Origin of the sequence: Mucilaginibacter sp. JRF, from assembly GCF_015223065.1 — a bacterium.
Classification (GTDB): domain Bacteria; phylum Bacteroidota; class Bacteroidia; order Sphingobacteriales; family Sphingobacteriaceae; genus Mucilaginibacter.
In genome coordinates, this window is sequence record NZ_JADFBY010000004.1 from 405,848 (window position 1) to 424,883 (window position 19,036).

At 45.0% G+C, this 19,036-nt stretch carries 18 protein-coding genes; 2 read left to right on the forward strand and 16 right to left on the reverse strand.

The annotated features are described in order from the left end of the window. Nucleotides 1-30: 30 nt before the first annotated feature. Entirely contained in the window at nucleotides 31-1,908 is a 1,878-nt protein-coding gene (locus IM792_RS13170) for a glycoside hydrolase family 15 protein (RefSeq protein WP_228085074.1), read from the forward strand. A 3-nt stretch (nucleotides 1,909-1,911) separates the two neighbouring features. On the opposite strand, the gene IM792_RS13175 is transcribed toward IM792_RS13170, so the two are convergent. The 12 genes from IM792_RS13175 to IM792_RS13230 all read right to left on the reverse strand — a co-directional run bounded on the left by IM792_RS13175 (nucleotide 1,912) and on the right by IM792_RS13230 (nucleotide 14,983). After that, nucleotides 1,912-3,549, reverse strand: a complete 1,638-nt coding sequence (locus tag IM792_RS13175) for a gliding motility protein RemB (RefSeq protein WP_194102334.1) — start codon at nucleotides 3,547-3,549, stop codon at nucleotides 1,912-1,914. A 21-nt stretch (nucleotides 3,550-3,570) separates the two neighbouring features. Beyond that, on the reverse strand, nucleotides 3,571-4,707 hold the full coding sequence (gene gmd / locus IM792_RS13180) for a GDP-mannose 4,6-dehydratase (protein WP_194102335.1): 1,137 nt from the start codon (nucleotides 4,705-4,707) through the stop codon (nucleotides 3,571-3,573). A gap of 132 nt (nucleotides 4,708-4,839) precedes the next feature. Further along, nucleotides 4,840-5,406 carry a DUF3109 family protein gene (locus IM792_RS13185; protein ID WP_194102455.1) on the reverse strand — a complete coding sequence of 189 codons (567 nt, stop codon included), beginning with the start codon at nucleotides 5,404-5,406 and terminating at the stop codon, nucleotides 4,840-4,842. Nucleotides 5,407-5,415: 9 nt separating this feature from the next. Then, a complete protein-coding gene (locus tag IM792_RS13190; protein WP_194102336.1) occupies nucleotides 5,416-6,195 on the reverse strand; it encodes a DUF3108 domain-containing protein in 780 nt (259 codons plus the stop codon). A 160-nt stretch (nucleotides 6,196-6,355) separates the two neighbouring features. Beyond that, a complete protein-coding gene (locus tag IM792_RS13195; RefSeq protein ID WP_194102337.1) occupies nucleotides 6,356-6,871 on the reverse strand; it encodes a DUF2480 family protein in 516 nt (171 codons plus the stop codon). Between the two features lie 67 nt (nucleotides 6,872-6,938). Further along, complete coding sequence (locus IM792_RS13200; RefSeq protein WP_194102338.1) at nucleotides 6,939-9,050, reverse strand: peptidylprolyl isomerase; 2,112 nt, start codon at nucleotides 9,048-9,050, stop codon at nucleotides 6,939-6,941. 94 nt (nucleotides 9,051-9,144) lie between these two features. Next, complete coding sequence (gene lptC, locus IM792_RS13205) at nucleotides 9,145-9,720, reverse strand: LPS export ABC transporter periplasmic protein LptC (protein ID WP_194102339.1); 576 nt, start codon at nucleotides 9,718-9,720, stop codon at nucleotides 9,145-9,147. A 1-nt stretch (nucleotide 9,721) separates the two neighbouring features. Next, nucleotides 9,722-11,062 carry a hypothetical protein gene (locus IM792_RS13210; protein ID WP_194102340.1) on the reverse strand — a complete coding sequence of 447 codons (1,341 nt, stop codon included), beginning with the start codon at nucleotides 11,060-11,062 and terminating at the stop codon, nucleotides 9,722-9,724. Then, the gene (locus IM792_RS13215; protein WP_194102341.1) at nucleotides 11,055-11,798 is read right to left on the reverse strand and encodes a type III pantothenate kinase; all 744 of its coding nucleotides are present in this window, start codon (nucleotides 11,796-11,798) and stop codon (nucleotides 11,055-11,057) included. The genes IM792_RS13210 and IM792_RS13215 overlap by 8 nt, the downstream gene beginning before the upstream one ends. Continuing rightward, entirely contained in the window at nucleotides 11,798-12,490 is a 693-nt protein-coding gene (gene purQ / locus IM792_RS13220) for a phosphoribosylformylglycinamidine synthase subunit PurQ (RefSeq protein WP_194102342.1), read from the reverse strand. The genes IM792_RS13215 and purQ overlap by 1 nt, the downstream gene beginning before the upstream one ends. A 45-nt stretch (nucleotides 12,491-12,535) precedes the next feature. Then, nucleotides 12,536-13,522, reverse strand: coding sequence for a DUF6427 family protein (locus IM792_RS13225; RefSeq protein ID WP_194102343.1), 987 nt, complete (start codon nucleotides 13,520-13,522; stop codon nucleotides 12,536-12,538). Between the two features lie 33 nt (nucleotides 13,523-13,555). Then, complete coding sequence (locus tag IM792_RS13230; RefSeq protein WP_194102344.1) at nucleotides 13,556-14,983, reverse strand: L-serine ammonia-lyase; 1,428 nt, start codon at nucleotides 14,981-14,983, stop codon at nucleotides 13,556-13,558. A 94-nt stretch (nucleotides 14,984-15,077) separates the two neighbouring features. On the opposite strand from IM792_RS13230, the gene IM792_RS13235 reads away from it, so the two are divergent. Next, on the forward strand, nucleotides 15,078-16,229 hold the full coding sequence (locus tag IM792_RS13235) for a heparan-alpha-glucosaminide N-acetyltransferase domain-containing protein (RefSeq protein WP_194102345.1): 1,152 nt from the start codon (nucleotides 15,078-15,080) through the stop codon (nucleotides 16,227-16,229). Here the strand turns inward: IM792_RS13235 and IM792_RS13240 are convergent. The 4 genes from IM792_RS13240 to IM792_RS13255 form a co-directional block, all read right to left on the reverse strand. Beyond that, the gene (locus tag IM792_RS13240; RefSeq protein WP_228085076.1) at nucleotides 16,220-16,930 is read right to left on the reverse strand and encodes a peptidoglycan DD-metalloendopeptidase family protein; all 711 of its coding nucleotides are present in this window, start codon (nucleotides 16,928-16,930) and stop codon (nucleotides 16,220-16,222) included. The two genes, IM792_RS13235 and IM792_RS13240, sit on opposite strands and share 10 nt — an antisense overlap. 11 nt (nucleotides 16,931-16,941) lie before the next feature. After that, nucleotides 16,942-17,313, reverse strand: coding sequence for a 30S ribosome-binding factor RbfA (gene rbfA / locus IM792_RS13245; RefSeq protein WP_194102346.1), 372 nt, complete (start codon nucleotides 17,311-17,313; stop codon nucleotides 16,942-16,944). A 113-nt stretch (nucleotides 17,314-17,426) separates the two neighbouring features. Beyond that, nucleotides 17,427-17,804, reverse strand: coding sequence for a hypothetical protein (locus tag IM792_RS13250; protein WP_194102347.1), 378 nt, complete (start codon nucleotides 17,802-17,804; stop codon nucleotides 17,427-17,429). 5 nt (nucleotides 17,805-17,809) lie between these two features. Beyond that, on the reverse strand, nucleotides 17,810-19,036 hold the full coding sequence (locus tag IM792_RS13255) for an FtsX-like permease family protein (protein ID WP_194102348.1): 1,227 nt from the start codon (nucleotides 19,034-19,036) through the stop codon (nucleotides 17,810-17,812).

Genomic DNA, 19,036 nt, shown 5'->3' on the forward strand with positions numbered 1-19,036 from the left:
CATGCCCGCAGGTTGTAACCGTAAACCTTTATGCTTATACAGGGTTATGTTAAGGTACCAAACAACTACCCGCGCATGGAGCATGAAAAACGACCATATCAACCTATTGAGAATTACGGCATCATAGGCAACATGAAAACTGTGGCCCTTGTGTCGCTTAATGGGTCTATTGATTTCATGTCGTTCCCGAGGTTTGATTCGCCTACCATATTCGCCTCCATGGTTGATGAGAACAAGGGCGGCTATTTTTCTGTTGAACCGCAATTGCAGGATTATACCACCAAGCAGCTGTACATTCCGGGCACGGCGGTGTTGCTTACCCGTTTCTTTTCAGAGGATGGCATTGCCGAGCTTACCGACTATATGCCGCTAAACCGCGATCCTAAAAGTTCGGCAAGCGCTATTGTGAGGCGTATAAAGGCTATACGTGGCAATATCAGCTTCCGCATTAAATGCGTACCCCGGTTTGATTATGCCATGGCCACCCATAAGGTAGAAGCCAAAAGCAGTAACGAACTTATTTTTAACAGCATTAACGATGGCGATGCCAAACTACGCCTGATAGCCGATTTTGACCTATGTATTGATGAGCAGAATGGCTGCGCCGATATTACGCTGAATGAATCGACCGATGCATGGATAATATTGGAATCCATACAAACCGGAGATGAGGATGATTTGCGGGATATTGCTCATTATACAGAGAACACCTACCGCGAAACCATTAACGAGTGGCGCATGTGGCTCAATAAGGCGCATTATAAGGGCCGTTATAGTGAGGTGATCTATCGCTCGGCTATTACGCTCAAGCTACTTACATCTGCCGAGTTTGGTTCGGTGATAGCCGCGCCTACCTTTGGCCTGCCCGAAACCGTAGGCGGCAACCGTAATTGGGATTACCGCTTTACCTGGATACGTGATGCTGCATTTACTATGTACGCCTTTTTGCGCTTAGGCATGAATGAGGAAGCTACGAAGTTTCTGGATTGGATATATGAGCTTTGCAAGGATAACAACCTGCAACTGCTTTATGGTATCGACGGCAATCGCTCCTTAACCGAGAAAGAGCTCGATCACCTGGACGGCTATAAAGGCTCAAAACCGGTACGTATAGGCAACGAGGCCGCCAACCAAACCCAGCTTGATATTTATGGCGAGTTGATAGATACCATTTACATCTATAATAAATCGTACAAACCCATCACCTTTGAGTTTTGGAGCATTATTAACAAGCAGGTTGAGCATGTTATTGAACGCTGGCGGGAACCTGATCATGGTATTTGGGAAATACGCAATATTAAGCGGGAGTTTCTACATACCCGCCTGATGTGCTGGGTGGCTATGGACAGGGCTATTAAGATAGCTGAGCATCGCTCATTCCCCTATCCTGAAGCTCAATGGAAAAGCGTTCGCGATGAGATATACAATGACATTTACCATAACTTTTGGAACAATGATCTGCAAGTATGGGTACAGTACAAGGGGGCGAGCAATGTAGATGCCAGCGCCTTGCTGATGCCGCTCACCCACTTCGTAGCGCCGCTTGAGCCACGTTGGCTATCGACCATGAAAGTTATAGACCGTGACCTGCGCCTGGATGTACTGATATACCGCTACCGCAATCATCTCGAAAAAATTGACGGGCTTGATGGCGAGGAAGGCACTTTCAATATGTGCTCTTTTTGGTTTATTGAGGCGCTGGCCAAAAGCGGCGAGATTGACCGCGCGGTAGAAAATTTTGAGAAGATGATGGGCTATGCCAACCACCTCGGCCTGTTTAGCGAGGAATTGGGCAAACGTGGCGAACACCTGGGCAATTTTCCGCAGGCATTCACCCACCTGGCACTGATCAGCGCGGCTGTGGAGCTGGATAAAAAATTAAGCCGTATTAAAGGCTTTAATTTATAAGCCTTAGTTAACTATCATGCCACTGTTGCGGCTTTTAAAACCCGCCAGATCATTATAGAAACTACGGAACGAACTGCGCAAACCGATAGTGATCATACCTGTACGGCTTTTAAATTCGCTGTTAACATCATCGCGAATTAAACCACCAAGCTCAATACGCAGGTTATATTTAGGGTTAAGCAAATAGGCTACTTTACCTTCGAGCAAATACATATTGGTGGTTAACCCCTGCCCTGTCCAGTTGCCGGTTGTGCGGGCCGGTTCACGGTAATCATCAAACAGGTCTTTACCGTAGTTAAGTCCGTTCAAATCCATACCGTAGCGTCCAAAGTCAAACTCGCCCGAAAAATCAAAACGTTTGTACGAGTAATTCAGTAAGCCTACCACTTCCCTAAAGTTAGCTCCCCAGGGGTGAGCCAATGGTTCGCTGTTGGCAGAATAGTTAACGGCCGTAAATCGTTCCGAAAAAGTGTACGGTGTAATGGTATTGGTTTCAAGCAAGTAATTCAACCCTTGTATGCTGAACAGATTTGCTCCCCGCACACCCAATTGCCAGCCGAATTTATTACGAGAACTACCTTCGCCCGAAAAGAAATTATCGGCCTCAAACTCATCCAGCATAAACTGGCCGTAGGCCGTTACATGATCACTTAACTTATACTTACCGGTAAAACCAATAACAGCATTATCCGGCGAGCCGCTTGATGCCTCAACCGGGCGCAAAAATATGATGGGGTTGATGTAAGCGAAATCAAATCCACGCTTATGCCCCGCATCATCTTCATTAGGCCATACAATGGCATCAAAAAAGCCAAGCGAAAGGCGGTTGCTCACATTCCAATCTAAAAAGTGGAATATACCCCATTTACGCCTGTCGTGGGTGTAGTTGTTCAGCTCGGGGTTCATCCTATCGCTAAAGTTTTGCCACATGGCCATGTAGCGCACATTGCCCAGCGTACCCGTCAGTCTGAAATAAGTGGCAGGCGAGGCATAGTCCGATAATAATAACGAGCGATATCCATCACCTATAAAAGTACGGTCGCGCCCTGCTGATATATTCAGATATTTTACAGGAGTGTACGATAAATTGGCTGTAATGTACGACCAATCCTTCACGTCACCATTCGGACTGCGATCATACGCCTGGCCGGGTACAATACCCACCTGGTTAATGTACGTGGTTAAATACTCCGGGAACAAGGCACGGTTTAAAAAGCCGCTAACATTGTATGATACCTTATCGCCAAAAGTACCACCTACCTGTAAACCTACCGAGGTGATACGGGTGGTGCGTTTAAACTGCCTGAAATCTCTGCCAACAACCAAATCAGGCAGCAGATCGGCATAGAATGTGCTTTTATCATTCTTTACGTCTATCTGGTGTTCGGTAAATAGTTTACGATACCCTGCGCTGTGGTCGCCATCGCTGCCATAATTCATCAGCGAATCGTAACTGCGGCGCAGCAGGCTATCATCAACCAAAAAAGGTTTAAGGGCGCTGTGTACGCGTGTTTTGGTGGAGTATACATCGGCATTCAGTTTTTGGTAGAATTGATACGAGTACGGCTGATAAACCGATTGCGCCCGCGTAACCAAAGCCGATGAAACAATAAGAAATATAAGCGTAAATATTTTTTTCATTTGAGGGTATAAAGTTATTACCTATTCAAAATAATTGTGTGTCTTAAATCCGCCTTTTTGCAGGTGGTCGTCCTTTTTAACCTCAAGCAGATCGGCCTGTACCATATCGGCAACCAGCGCGTGCAGATCATATTTGGGTTGCCAGCCCAATACCTCGCGGGCTTTGGTGGCATCGCCTATCAGCAATTCAACCTCGGTAGGGCGGTAATATTTCGGATCAACCTTTACAACCGTTTGCCCAAACTTAAGTTTTGCAGGGTCAATATTTAATTCAGCCAGGCGTTCCTCATCCAAATCAATGATCACGCCCTTCTCATTCTCATTACGGCCGCTAAATTCTATTTCAATGCCCAACTCCGCAAATGCCAGCCTGATGAAATCACGCACAGTGGTGGTGGTTCCGGTGGCTATCACAAAATCCTGCGGTTGGGGTTGTTGCAGCATCAGCCACATGGCCTCTACATAATCCTTAGCGTGCCCCCAATCGCGCTGGGCTGATAGGTTGCCCATATACAGATAACTCTGCAAACCCAAGGCGATACGCGCCGCGGCACGGGTTATTTTGCGGGTAACAAAAGTTTCGCCACGTATGGGGCTTTCGTGATTGAACAATATGCCGTTGCAGGCATACATATTATATGCTTCGCGATAGTTTACAATGATCCAGTAACCATACAGTTTAGCCACCGCATAAGGCGACCGTGGATAAAAAGGCGTGGTTTCACTCTGTGGCACGGCTTGCACCAGTCCATATAATTCGGATGTTGATGCCTGGTAGATGCGGGTTTTATTGGTAAGCCCTAATATTCGTACGGCTTCGAGGATACGCAGCACGCCTATACCATCGGCATTGGCGGTATATTCGGGTGTATCAAAACTCACCTTAACATGGCTTTGCGCGGCCAGATTATAGATCTCGTCGGGCTGAACTTCCTGAATAATGCGGATGAGGTTGGTTGAATCCGTCAGATCGCCATAATGCAGCCTGAACTTTACACCATCCTCATGCGGGTCGGCATATAAATGATCAATGCGTGCGGTGTTAAATAATGACGACCGACGCTTTAGCCCATGCACGGTATAACCCTTTTTGAGCAGAAACTCGGCTAAGTATGCACCATCCTGCCCGGTTATGCCGGTTATTAGAGCTGTTTTCATGTAGTGGAGCTTTATCAGTTACAATAATATTTAATTTAATTGTAAATCGCCTTAAAGCATATTGCTCCTGATCAAAATACCTGATACGCATGCATAAAAAAAGCGATGAATAATATCCATCGCTCTTTTACTTTATACTCCGGCGGCTACGGCCTCCTCTAATTCCTTATACCAATCCTCGCCATATTTGCGAATCAGCGGACCTTTTAAAAATTCGTGTACGTGTACCTTTAACTGATCGCCGAAGGTGCAGGCGTCGCTGCAAATGTTCCAGCGATCGTAATGCAGTACATCAAACTCAGGGTAAGCGGTGATGCGTATAGGATACAAATGGCACGAAATAGGTTTCTTCCAGTCGATATCGCCGGCCTCGTAAGCCTTTTCGATAGCGCATTTGGTGATACCGTTCTCCATAATTACGTAGGCGCACTCCTTGTTGGTATCAACGCATGGGGTGGTGTAGTCGCCCTCAAAATCGGTTACGTAGGTACCATCCTGCTCAACGGTGTCAATGCCTTTGGCCGTCATATAGGGTTTTACCTTCGGATATATCTCATCCAGTATAGCGCGCTCCTCGTTCAACAGAGGCGCACCCGAATCGCCCTCGATACAACATGCCCCTTTACATTTGTTCAAATTACAAACAAAGTTCTCTCTCACTACATCCTCATGCACCAGCACGCTGCCAACTTCAATCATCATTATTAATTACTTCTTTACAGGATTTAGCGGGTATTTAAGTCCCTTGGCCCCTGTCAGGTCCATAGTTAAACTACCCACAATTACTTCAACATGCGCCCTTACCGGTATGCGGTTGGCATCATCTGTTATCCAAAGATACAGTTTACTGTTCTTTTTAAATATTTTACCCGGTATAATAGTGGGGTTGAACTTTAAACAATTAAAAGTACCCATTGAACATTTCACCTGCTCCTTACCCAAATAGGTAATGTTGAGCTTATGTATACCATCCTCCAAAAAGTAAGGCATATCAATGGTTTGTCCGATCTTTATCTTTGATATATCCAGCGAGCGGGCAAAATAATACGCCGATACAAAATCGAACATCTGCCCCTTAAACTCAAACTCGCCTTTATCGGCCTTTATTTTACCGTCCTTATGGTTAAAGGTAACCTTATCGGTATGCTTGTAGCTGCCCTCCTTACGGTTTTCGGTGTAGTAGAAAGGCATCAACGTAGTTTTATCCACAAAGCTCTCGTAGCGGTTACGCACCTTGTAAAACACGTTAAATGTGCCCGCAGTATTACCATCGGCAATTATGTGGTACGCGGGTTTGTTATCAAACTTTTGCGTACTCTCCACCACTTTCAGGTTAGCCTCGGCAGCGGTAAATATGCCGTATTTTAGTTTATAGTTCAGCTCCTCGCCTACGCCAAAAACAGCCTTATCAAGGTTGTCGAGCGTTTGGGTGTAGCCTTGTAAACCGGCTGCCAAAAGCAGTCCGCATATTAAAATCAATCTCTTCATTCGGTGTATTTTCTGGTTTATGCAACAGGCGCTTTATACGCGATTGTTGTGCAATTTGACGGATGCGGCCCTAAATAGTTTAACGTGCCACAGCCTGCCCAAATGCGCATCACTGTTTATAGTCACAAAAAACACACCGTTTTTCAATACCGGGTATATATTAATCTTTACGCTTGTAAATAGGTACGGTTGAGCATGGCTCGCCAAACATCAGGCTTTTGGCTACCGGCGTAAGCTTTTTAGCCAGTTCAACATAAGCCGCTGTAGGCACGGGTACATCACCACAACCTTTAATTACCAAACGCTGGTCGCGGTATTTCTCTACATCGAGGTTGGCCGTAGCCTTTACAAACAATACTGTTTCCAAAACTTCGGCATCGCCAAATACTACCTCTTTGGCGTAGGGCGCCATGCGGTTGGCCAGCAGCATAAAGGCCCATGCGGGCACAATAGCGTCGGCAGTGCAGGTAACGGCAACAAACTTATCCTGGTACTGGCTCCAGTCGTGAGCTTTCACAAAATCGCGAAAATCCTTTTCCCTGAGTATAAGGCCGTGGAAAAGATTATCCTTTATATCGTACACCACACGCTCGCCATGCTGATAAAACTCAGCCGGATCAAGCGTTACCAGGCCGCTTTGGGCAACCTTATTTATGATATTTTCCTGAATTTCCATTTGCTCTTAAAATAAAAAATCCGGGAATGATGACCACTCCCGGATACAAAATTACTTTAAAATACTGTTATAAAAACTTAGCTCTGTAATCTTTTACATTCGCCTTATCTTGTAAAGCCTCGAACAGCTGCCCTTGCGAGCGTTGCAGCAGGGCCTGACCAAGCTGTTGCTTTTGCTTAACATAGTTGTTAAGTGCTGCCGGTTTAACAAAACCATCAACTACAAAGGCGTAAACACCATTTGTACCTTCAACCGGTTTTGATACTTTTTTAGGCTGAGCGCCAAATACCGAACCAATAACCGTGTACTCAACACCAACACCCGGAATTACAGGGTTAGCGAATACTATGTTTTGTGCAGGAGCTACTTTGCCACCTACTTTTTGAGCTACCTGGTTTATGCTTGATGCACCGTTAACAGCGCCCTGCATTTTCTCAATAAGTTGTTTTGCTTTTACCTGGTTGCGTACAGCAGGTAAAATGGCAGTTTTAACAGCCTCGAGCGGTAACTGGCCTTCAGGTTTAATTTGCGAAACCTGTGCAACCACGTATTGATCGCCGGCGGTAAATACTTGTTCAGATACATCACCAACTTCGGCTTTAAATACCCAGCGCACTAACTCGCGGGCATTATCTAAACCAGGGATGCCTGATACTACACCGCTAACGTCACTACCTTGCTGTACGGTCATTTTATCTTTTTTAGCCTCAGCATCAAAATCGCCGTTGTTTACACCGGCTAAGAATGATTGCGCTTTGTTGTAAGCTGCTGAACGTGTTTTTTCGCTTGCGGCAATTGGCTTATCAACCACGGCTACCTTAACAACTTTTGATGAACCTTTTTGATCTTCGATACGGATCAGGTGAACACCAAACTGGGTAGTAACTACTTTTAGTTCGCCTTTGCTACCGTTAAACGCGGCCTCATCAAAAGCAGGTACCATAGCACCACGACCGAAAGTACCCAGGCTACCGCCTTTTTCGCCTGATTGCTTATCATCAGAGAATAATTTGGCCAGCTCATCAAATGAACGACCGCCTTGTATCAGTTTTTTCAATGAATCGATCCTTGCTTCAGCTTTCTCCTCACCACCTGCTGATTGGGCAGAGATCAGGATGTGGCTTGCCTTAACAGAATCAGGACCAATACGTGAGTCAACCAGCTTAGCTACTTTGTAGCTACCGTTTGAAAGGTACGGGCCATATACAAAACCTTTAGCAGCGCTAAACATTACCGAATCAAGTGCAGGGTCAAGCTGACCTTTTTTGCGGTAAAGTATAGGCTCTTTGGTTTCTGAGTTTACTTGTACGAATAACGAATCGTTAGTGCTGGCTTTGAAATCAGCGGCTAATTTTTCGGTTTGAGTTTTTATAGCAGCGCTATCTTCTTTTGAAGCAGCACCGTTAACAGCTACATATTTAAAGCTGCGCAGCTCTTGTTTATTAACAAACAGTTTTTTGTTAGCATCGTAGTACTCCTGGTAATCAGCATCAGTAACGTTGATCTTATTATCAGGTACTGAAGCATAATCAAGCGCTACATACTGGAAGTTAGCCAGTTTGTTTTTAGCTTCGTAATCATCCTTAGCTTCAAGCGAGTTTACATACAGGCCGTTGCTAACCAGGGCAACATATTTTTCAGCTTTTTTTGATTCGATGATCTGGGCAACAAAATCCTGCCATTGTTTTTTCATCGGGTCGCCATCCTTAGCGGCGTTGATGTTACGCAATACGTTATCCAACTGCGCACGATCAAGTTGACCGGTTTGCGGGTTGCCAAACATCTGCACAATTTGCGGGCTTGGGTTTGTACCACTTATCAGCGATTTGGTTTCGCTTTCGCCAACAGTAAGGTTCAACTTAGCTATTTGGTTAGATACGATAGCGCGGCTAATCATCTGGTTCCAGGTATTTTCCTGAACGTAGCTTAATATTTGCGGGGTAATGCTACCCTGACCTGATTGTTGTTTAAACTGCTCTGAATTTTGCTCAACCCTGGCATTAAAATCCTGGTATGATATTTTTTCGTCGCCAACAATACCAACAGTGTTGGCATCGCCCCTAAAAAACGAGCCACCAAAGTGAATAACCTCACCTGCAACGAAAGCAAAAAGCGCAATACCGATAACGACGACGAGTATCACCCCCATCTTATCGCGCAAAAAACTCATAATTCCCATATAAACTCTATAATTATTAACTATTTAAAAAGAGGGCGCAAGATACAATTTTTAGTAAAATTCTTTAAAACAAATTTGACGTTGAAATTATTTATTATTCCATCTCTTTTTGGTCGACATTGTAGATGCCCGTCATCTGATTCATCTTGAAATGAGTAAAGTCATCATTGCTTTCAAAATCTACTCCGTTTGATATGTTACCGTCGGCAGTAACTATTTGTACAGGCTGGCTTGATGTGATCAGTTTGGTTTTACCGTTCCATATCAATTCCTCTGATTTAAAAACGTCGCCTTTTTGGTTTTTTGATACTACGTTTTTATACAACTCAATAATGTTGTTGTCATCCTTTGTGATGGCATATTTTGAGGTGAGAGTATTGATCACCTTGCGGTCGTTATCGTAAAAAAGAATTTTAACGCCTTTAGGCATCTCATAATAAGGGGTATCAACCGTGTGGCTTATCATCAGCGGAGCATAAACAACCGCCTTAACGTGTGCCGAATCACTGTAGGTAATTTCAGCATCAATGGTACGCTCCTGGGGTTTTAAGTCCTGCTCAGATAGTGCTCTGATCTTTTGGAGATCATTCTCGCACGAGGCAAAAAGCAGGCTGGCGCATAGCATCGCGAAACACCATGATAAAGCCTTATTACCTCTTTGCAAAAACATATTAATCAAACTTATAACGGGTGAACCACTTATCGTTAAGTGTAAACCCTAAACGTATGTTGATGTAGTTTTCTTTTACCAGATTATTATTTAATGCTCCGCGCTTACCAATTTCAGCAGATACGTTGATCTTGTAATAGCTGGTGCTGGTTTGGCTTGGGCGCAATGGCAGGCCTAAACCAAAGGTTGCGGCATATTGTGTAATATCGGTGCTGTTAACACGCAGGTTGGTTTGGTTGTACATAAAACCAAAACGGTAATCAACCAATGCCCAATAATTATTCAGCTTGTTAACGTTAGGGGTAATTTGCGCGCCTATGTTATAGGTTTTACTATCCTTCATGTTTTGGTTAACGGTTTCGTAACCATCGCCGGTGGCTGATAGGTCAGACCATTTACCCATGGTATAATCAGCACCGATCAATAATTTTTCACCCATTTTGTATGATACACCAAACCTGTTTATTGAAGGTAGTTTTAATTTTGATTTCGGGTTATCCGCTTTTACCACACTATCAAGCGGCAGGTTCTCGCTGCCATCGGTACCGTAAGTAAAGTGCGATACATAAGTGCTGTTTTGAATATTAAGCTTGGTTGGCGCCGAACCTGAGTAACCAAAAGTTACCACATTACGGTCGCTTACATTGAACATGAATTGCGCGCCGTAATCATAGTTAAAGCCTTGTACACTGCTGTTTTGCTCGATACGGGTATTGAACGCGCCATACAGATCAGGTATTGAGGTTACACGGTAATCTTTCATGCTACCGAATATGTACGATACATTGGCACCCAACATAAGGTGCTTACCTATACCAAAACCATAACCGATGTGCGCTTTGGTCAAGCCGCCTTCGCCGCTGTATCTGTAATTAACCGAGTTGGTATCAGCAGGATCTGATGTACCCAGGTTTGATTGTGTTTGTGTGTATTCGTAACCACGCTGGCTGTAAGGCTGTAAGCCAAAACTCATGGCCGAACGTTTGGTTACCGGAAAGGCGAACAACAGATGGTTAAGCCTGAAGTTGGTGCTTTTTTCAGAATTCAGGCTACTGCGACTAAGCTTAAGGCTGCTACCGAACGCGCCTACATCAATAGTTGTAAGCCCGATAGCGGCGTATGATGCCGGGTTGATAGTGTTAATGGTAGCGAAACCGCTTATGGTATTGGTAGCTGTAGCTATACCGCCCATACCGGCGGTTTGCGGTGTCCAGTTCGGGTCAATATCACCGATACCGTATCGTGAATAAGGCGAACTTGTGGTTGCACCAGACTGAGCGCTTGCGCCAAAGGCACTGATAACAAGAACAAGCGTAAAAAATAGCTTAGTATATTTAGTCATTATGTTGTAGTAATGCGGCATTTAATCCTATTAAAACCAAATTAGGTTCAATATTAATTTGGGGGGCAAAGATGCTATTTTTCAACAGAGTATCAAAAAAATCGCTATCGCCGCCGGTTAGTATAATGTTCAGTTGTTTATCAGTTTGGCTGTAGGCTTCAATAAAACCTGCAAGCTCATATTTTAATCCGTTTTGCACACCCGATTGTATGGCCGTTTGCGTGCTGTTGCCATAAGCCATTCCAAAACCGGCATCGGCATCAACCAATGGCAAGCCTTGTGTGTAATGGTTTAAAGCCTTATAACGGGTATTTAGCCCCGGCGATATACTGCCGCCAAAATAATTTGCGCCGGCATCAACCCAATCATAGGTTATGGTAGTGCCGCCATCAATTACCAGGCTGTTTTTTTGGGGATATAAATGTACCGCGCCATTTACCGCGGCCACCCTATCTAAACCCAAAGTATGCGGTGTTAGGTAATGGTTGGTAATGCCGCTTGCCATAGTGGCGGTAAAATGCATTACCGTTAACCTTGTGCTTAATACAGAGAGCCAGTAAGGTGTATCCTTTTTTACTGATGATATGATGGCCTTGTCAATAGTGTATCTGCTCAGCAGGTCATCAAACAAGGCGGTATCAGCATCGGCATAGTGGCCGGTTTCAAGCAATTGTTCGTGCTCAAAAACTGCAACCTTGGTAAGCGTATTCCCTATATCAATTACAAGGTTAGCCATCAGGCCTTCACCATTGATAATATTGATTCAAAAATAGCCAGGCCATCCTCGTTAGCAAGCACTGTATCGGCCGCGCGCTCAGGGTGTGGCATAAAACCAAACACGTTACGGTTTTTGTTGGTGATGCCCGCAATGTTTTGCAGGGTGCCATTAGGGTTGGCATCATCAGTTATATTACCCGCTTCATCGCAGTACCTGAACAATACCTGATCGTTATCAGCTAATGATTTCAGCGTATCGGCATCGGCAAAATAATTACCCTCGCCATGCGCTACCGGAATTTTCAGTACACGCTGCGGATCTATCTGCGCGGTAAGTAATGAATTTTGGGTTTGCGGCAATACAAAGGTGTTGCGGCAAATAAACTTACGGTTTTTGTTGTGCAACAGGGCGCCTTCAAGCAAGCCCGATTCAGTTAATATCTGGAAGCCGTTACATATACCCATTACATAACCACCTTTAGCGGCAAACTGTATAACCTCCTGCATAATAGGCGAAAAACGGGCAATAGCGCCTGAACGTAAATAATCGCCGAATGAGAAACCGCCGGGCAATACTATAAAATCACACCCTTGCAGATCATGATCTTTATGCCAAAGGCGAACTACCTGCTGACCCAGAATTTTGTCCAGAACGTAGATAATGTCTTCATCGCAATTGGACCCCGGAAATATAACAACTCCAAATTTCATGTTACAAAGCTAACATAACGCCTCAAATATGGACGAATATTATAGTTAAAAAGTGTTAAACTGAAAGTAAATAATGCCCGCCACCAATAAAAAATACAGCGTTTCGTAAAACCAGCGGCTTGTGGCATGCAAAAAATAATAGCCGAAAGTAATGGCCACAGGCACAGCGCAAAGCAAAAAATGATTGAGCTGAAACTCGGGCTTTACATAGAATGATAAGCCCGCCACCACAAAATACACCAGCAGCAACTGGAACGATTTACGGATATGCACATAGCTCTTAAAAAAGCCCTGCTGCAATTTATAGCCCGATATTACCAATATCACCACCACCGGTATAAGCAGCGAGTAAGTGTAATTATTTATGCTGATGCGTGTGGGGAATTTACCGGCCAGCGGCAGCCAGATGGTTGAGAAACGGCCTATCCTATCGTTACAAAAATACACTACGGCTAAAAAGAAGAACACCGTTGCATAACCGATGATCACCGCCGCCCACTCGCGCCAGTTGAATGGCCTGAAGATAATCAGCGCGATAAAGATCACCACAAATACCCAACTGAATGGCAGGTAAATGAGCGAGCCCAGCGCCACGATCAGCCCCAGATCATAACAGGTGGATTTTACATCGTTACCTTTGTATAAACTGAAAAGCTTATACAGCATCCATATCACCAAAAAGTTGCAGATAAGTGGCGCGCTCAACCTTAAAAACGGGGTAAACAATGCCGATACCGTGATATACATCAGTGCCGGCATGTACGATGGCCTATTGAGCAGGTTAAAATAATTCACCATGGTATTGAGCAGCAAGGCCTGTATAAATACCAGCAGGGCAGCAAGCAGCACGTTAAAAAAAGGCGACAACGCATACTCGTACGATACCGGTACCAGCAAGCGCGAAAACGATTCGACAAAGATGAATTCCAGCCTGTCGGGCACGTTAACCAGGTAACCTATCCGTGTAACAAATACCAGCACTGCCAGCCACAGTATAACTATCGGGTTGTACGATCTGAATATATTGATCATTGTAGCGCTGCTTTGTTTATTTTATGCTGAGGATTAACATTCGGGTAAACTGATAGGTATGTTTACCGCCAGGCCACCGTCGGATGTTTCTTTATATTTTGAGTTCATGTCCTGCGCGGTTTGCCACATGGTTTTCACTACCGCGTCAAGGCTTACCTTGGCATTATCGGGGTTGGTTTGCAGCGCTAATTGCGATGCCGTGATGGCCTTGATGGCACCCATGGTATTACGCTCGATACAAGGCACCTGCACCAGTCCGCCGATAGGGTCGCAGGTTAAACCGAGGTGATGCTCCATGGCAATTTCGGCCGCCATTAACACCTGCCTTTGCGAGCCGCCCAAACACTCGGTAAGCGCCGCCGCTGCCATGGCTGATGATACGCCGATCTCGGCCTGGCAACCGCCCATGGCGGCTGATATGGTAGCGCCCTTTTTAAAGATGCTGCCCACCTCTGATGCCGTCATCATAAACTTGATGATCTTATCATCACTAAAGCCATCGCAAAAAGCGATGTAATATTGCAGCACCGCGGGTATAACCCCTGCCGCGCCATTGGTTGGCGCCGTAACCACCCTGCCGAACGAGGCATTCTCCTCATTAACAGCTAAGGCGAAACAGCTTACCCAATCCAGTATATTTTTAAAACCATCACCACTTTGCCTGATCACGCTAACCCACTCCTCGTAGTTGCTGTAAGGTAAACCTTTGGTAAGGCGCTTGTTGAGGCTTGCTGCACGGCGTGCCACGTTAAGGCCGCCGGGTAATGAGCCGCCGGTATGGCATCCACGGTAAATACACTCTTTTATCACTCTGAATATATTGAGCACACCCGCGCGGGTTTCGGCTTCGGTACGCCAGGCCAGCTCGTTCTCCATCACTACCTCTGATATTTTGAGGCCGGTTTTCATGCACCAAATCAACAGGTCGCGGGCGGTATCGATAGGGAAAGGCAGATCAACTTCGGTTTTAGCATTGTTATCCTCCCCGTCCTTAACCACAAAACCACCACCAATGGAATAATACGTGGCTGATATAGCCTTGCCGCTGCTTAAAAAAGCCTGAAAGGTTACGGCGTTAGGGTGATACGGCAGGCTTTCGCTGAACAGAAAAAGCATATCATCATCCTTATAAAAGCTGATGGGCCTTACATCGCCCAGCACCAGTTGGCGCGAGGTGATTATTTCGTTCACTTTCGGATCAACCTGGTCAACCTCAAAGGTAACCGGGTCGTCACCGCTAAGGCCAAGCAGTATGGCAATATCGGTACCGTGGCCTTTGCCTGTTTTAGCCAGCGAGCCGTACAACAATACCTTAACCTGTACCACCTGCGGCAAAGCACAGGCATCGGTAAGTAGCTGTACAAATTGCTGGGCCGCACGCCAGGGGCCTAATGTGTGCGAACTTGATGGCCCTATGCCTATCTTGAATATATCGAATACCGAAATCTGCTCTCTTTGCATCTGAACCGCGAAGTTACATATCGTACCGCTATTAATTAAATTTAAGCCTTGTATAGTAGATACTTTTATGTAAGTTGCATTAAACTTTATTGCAATGACCGATTTTGTTGTTAAGCCTAAAAAAAGGATCGACTCGATCGATATTACGCGTGGCCTCATTATGGTAATTATGGCATTAGACCACACGCGTGACTTTTTTATGCCGCAACAGTTTGACCCAACCGATCTGACCAGGGCTTCTACATCATTATTTCTTACCCGGTTCATTACACATTTTTGCGCGCCAACCTTTGTTTTTTTGGCGGGCACATCGGCTTTTTTGTTTTTCAGCAATGGCAAAACCAAGGGCGAGGCCGCTAAGTTTTTAATAACCCGCGGCTTATGGCTGGTATTTTTGGAGTTTACCGTTATCCGCTTTGGCTGGGCGCTTAATTTGAATTTCGATTTTGTTTTTGTGCAAGTAATATGGGCTTTGGGCATCAGCATGATAGCCCTTGCCGGGTTGATCTATTTACCACGTGCGGCGATAGCCGCCATTGGCCTGATCATGATATTTGGGCATAACGCGCTGGATGGTATTAAAACCGACCAGATGCCTGCGCCCTGGGGTACCGTTTGGAGCTTTTTGCACGTGCAAACTATTGTACAGTTAACAAGCTATACTAAGGTATTTATACTTTACCCCTTGATACCATGGATAGGCGTTATGGCCGTAGGCTATGTTTTTGGCGGATTGTTCAAGCTTGATTCGGCTAAACGTAAGCCGCTGCTCATCACCATCGGGCTATCATCATTAGCACTGTTTGTGGTGCTGCGTTTGGTGAATATTTATGGAGATCCAAACCAATGGACCGATCAGGGGGTGTGGTATCGTACTATACTTTCATTCATCAATGTACAAAAGTACCCGCCATCGTTAGATTATTTGCTGATAACCCTCGGCGCGTGTAATCTATTATTAGCCGCATTTGAAAACGCCGAAAACGGTTTTACCCGCATTATGGTATTGTTTGGCCGGGTACCTATGTTTTACTATATACTACACTTGTACCTGCTGCGCCTGATGGCCTTTATAGCCTACCTGATAGTAAAAACCGCCAACAATGGCACTCCACCTAAAGATGGCGCATCCCTGTACTTTGTTTACCTGATGTGGGCGCTTGCCATATTTATTCTATACTTTCCATGCCGCTGGTACATGAAGTATAAAATGACGCACAAACAATGGTGGTTGAGTTATTTGTAATCTTCGGGCAAAAAGTTCAGCAGCAAATTAGGGTCGGCAATAATTTCGAGGTATTCCGCTTTTTGGGATGATTTGCATACACCGGGATAGTCGCCCTCTTTGCCTTGCATATCCAGCATTAGTTGAAAATGTAGGTGTGGCGGCCAGTTGCCGTTCTCGTCGGCTGTGCCAAATTCCGCTATTTTTTGCCCGGCATGCACTTGCTGCCCTACCTGCAAATGTTGCAGCGAGGCTCGGTTCAAATGCCCGTACAGGCTATAAAACGTTAACCCGTTAACATGGTGCTGTAGTATAATGGTGGGGCCATAGTCGCCATGCTGATTGTTATCCTTAAAGCTATGCACCGTACCATCAAGCGCGGCACGTACAACGGTGCCGGCATCAGCCCATATATCAACCCCCAGGTGCAGGCTGCGAGGTTCATCTTCCCCCGAACCAAAAAGTTGTTTGCGACTATAAACGGTTCGATTTTCCAGATAGCCACCTATACCATAGCGGCAACCCGTATCGGTAAGGCGGGTAGTAACCCAGATGTTAAAGGCTTCAACATCATCAACTATTTCGGGCGTAAGCTCTTTGTTGGCATCGGTAAAGTCAACCCGCAAAAGTTTATCATTGCCGCTGTCAAAATCAACTACAACCGAAACCGGCACCTCAGCCATTGCCAAGTGTGCCGCCAATGTAACCGATGCTTTTCCCATGGCTAAAAATTTTATTCTGTATCAGGCTGGCGCGGCTCTTTGCTTATTTTATCAAACAGCTTATCCATACGCTCAACATACTCGTTGGTATCGTCCACAAAAAATTCCAGTTGCGGTATTATACGCACCTGATCTTTTATACGGGCACCCAGTTTATAACGTATTTCTGAGGCGTGTGATTTTACCAGTTGCAGCGCCTGCTGTGTATTATTGTTATTAAAAAAGCTCAAAAAAACACGTGCTATGGCCAAATCGGGGGTTACACGTACTTTGGTTATGGTTACCAGCGTATCGGGCAGGTAAGCTGCGCCTTCGCGCTGAAATATTGCGGCAAGATCCTGTTGTATTACTCCTGCAAATTTTTGCTGACGTTTTGATTCCATGATAAGAAGTTTATAGGGCTAAGCCGCATGGTTAAAAGCTTAAAGCTAATATTAAAAGCTATAAGCTGCTAATTTGTTTTTATTGTTTAAATGTAAGATACCCGTGCGCCTGCTTAGTGGCAAATATCCTGCGGAATTTCACGGGTAATTTTGATGAGTTTACGTACTACCAGCGTACTATCATATTCGGCACCCAAACCATCCTTGTCTGACGGTACCTTTACGCCCTCTACCTCTACATAAACCGGTTCGTAAGGTTTTTCAAAGTTAAGCTGCGAATATTCCAGTTCCAGTTGTGATGAGCTATCGGTAACCCAAAATTCCTTTTCGCGCCCGCACTCGCTGAATGATTTTATCTCGGGGCCAAAGCTGTAAAGGCCCTTATACACTTTAGGCTTATCGTTATGCCCATCGCCACCGCATGATGCCATGGCCATTAACAAAACGGCGCAACCTAAAAACACATATTTAACAGATGATGAATGCATCATTAAAATTATAGATCCTGTTTTATTTCACTTAATCCTTTAACACTTAGCCTGGCACTTATGCCCGAGGCTATTACCGCTATTATTAAAACGGTTAAAAACACGAGGCCAAAATCACTGACCTTCAAATCAACCGGGTAGGCATCAATAACCGTTAAGGCCCCGCCCATGCGTATCAACCCGTACTGCTGCTGTAATATACAAAACATCAACCCAACAATAATACCGGCCACGCAACCCGCTACTGATATCATCATCCCCTCAAAAAAGAAGATGCCCTGTATCAGCTTTTTACCGGCACCCAGGCTGGTAAGTATGGCAATATCCTTACGCTTATCAATTACCAGCATGGTTAACGAGCCAATTATGTTGAACACCGCGATGATCAGTACAAATGTTAAGATCATAAATACCGACCATCTTTCGTAATTCAACGTTTTATATAGTTCGGTATTTTGCTGCATGCGGCTTTTTATATAAAATTGTTTGCCAATATGCTGCTCAATATCCTGCTGAACCTTGTTAATGTTGGTACCTTTTTTAAAGTTGAGCTCTAATGATGATACCTGTTTAGGTTCATCCAGCAGGTCGCGGGCAAAGCTGAGCGAGGTCACCACAATATCATCAAAATCCTGCTGTATACCAAACACACCCGATGGGGTAATGTTGCGCACCACAAACTCATTTAACGGGTTAGCCGCCGCCGTAGCGTTACGCCGTGGCGAGTAGATCTGCAAGTTAGCATTAGGATCATAAATATTTACCCCGAGGCTTGATTGTATGGTAGTGCCAATAACAGCAAAATCCCTACCATCCATCATCAGCGTAAATGAGCCGGCCATAATGGTGCTATCCAGCTGTGTATTTTTCAAAAAACTATTGCTAACGCCCTTTAGTGTGCCGATGAACTGCTTGTTGCCGTAACGCAGCAATACCTTCTCCTGCAATACCTGGGTGTACGAGAATATGCGCTCGTCCTTTTGCAGGTTAGTGAAATAGGTTGTATCAGGATTAAAGGTTTTGCCAAGTTTAGCCTCTATCTTCAACTCCGGACTAAAATTGCTGTACAGCGAAAGTATCACCTTTTCAAAACCATTGAACACCGACAGGATAATGATCAGCGCCGCGCTGCCCACAAATACCCCAAGCATGGATATGCCTGATATGATATTGATGGCATGCACCTTTTTACGCGAAAAAAGGTAGCGTTTGGCTATGTATACCGAGGTGTTCAA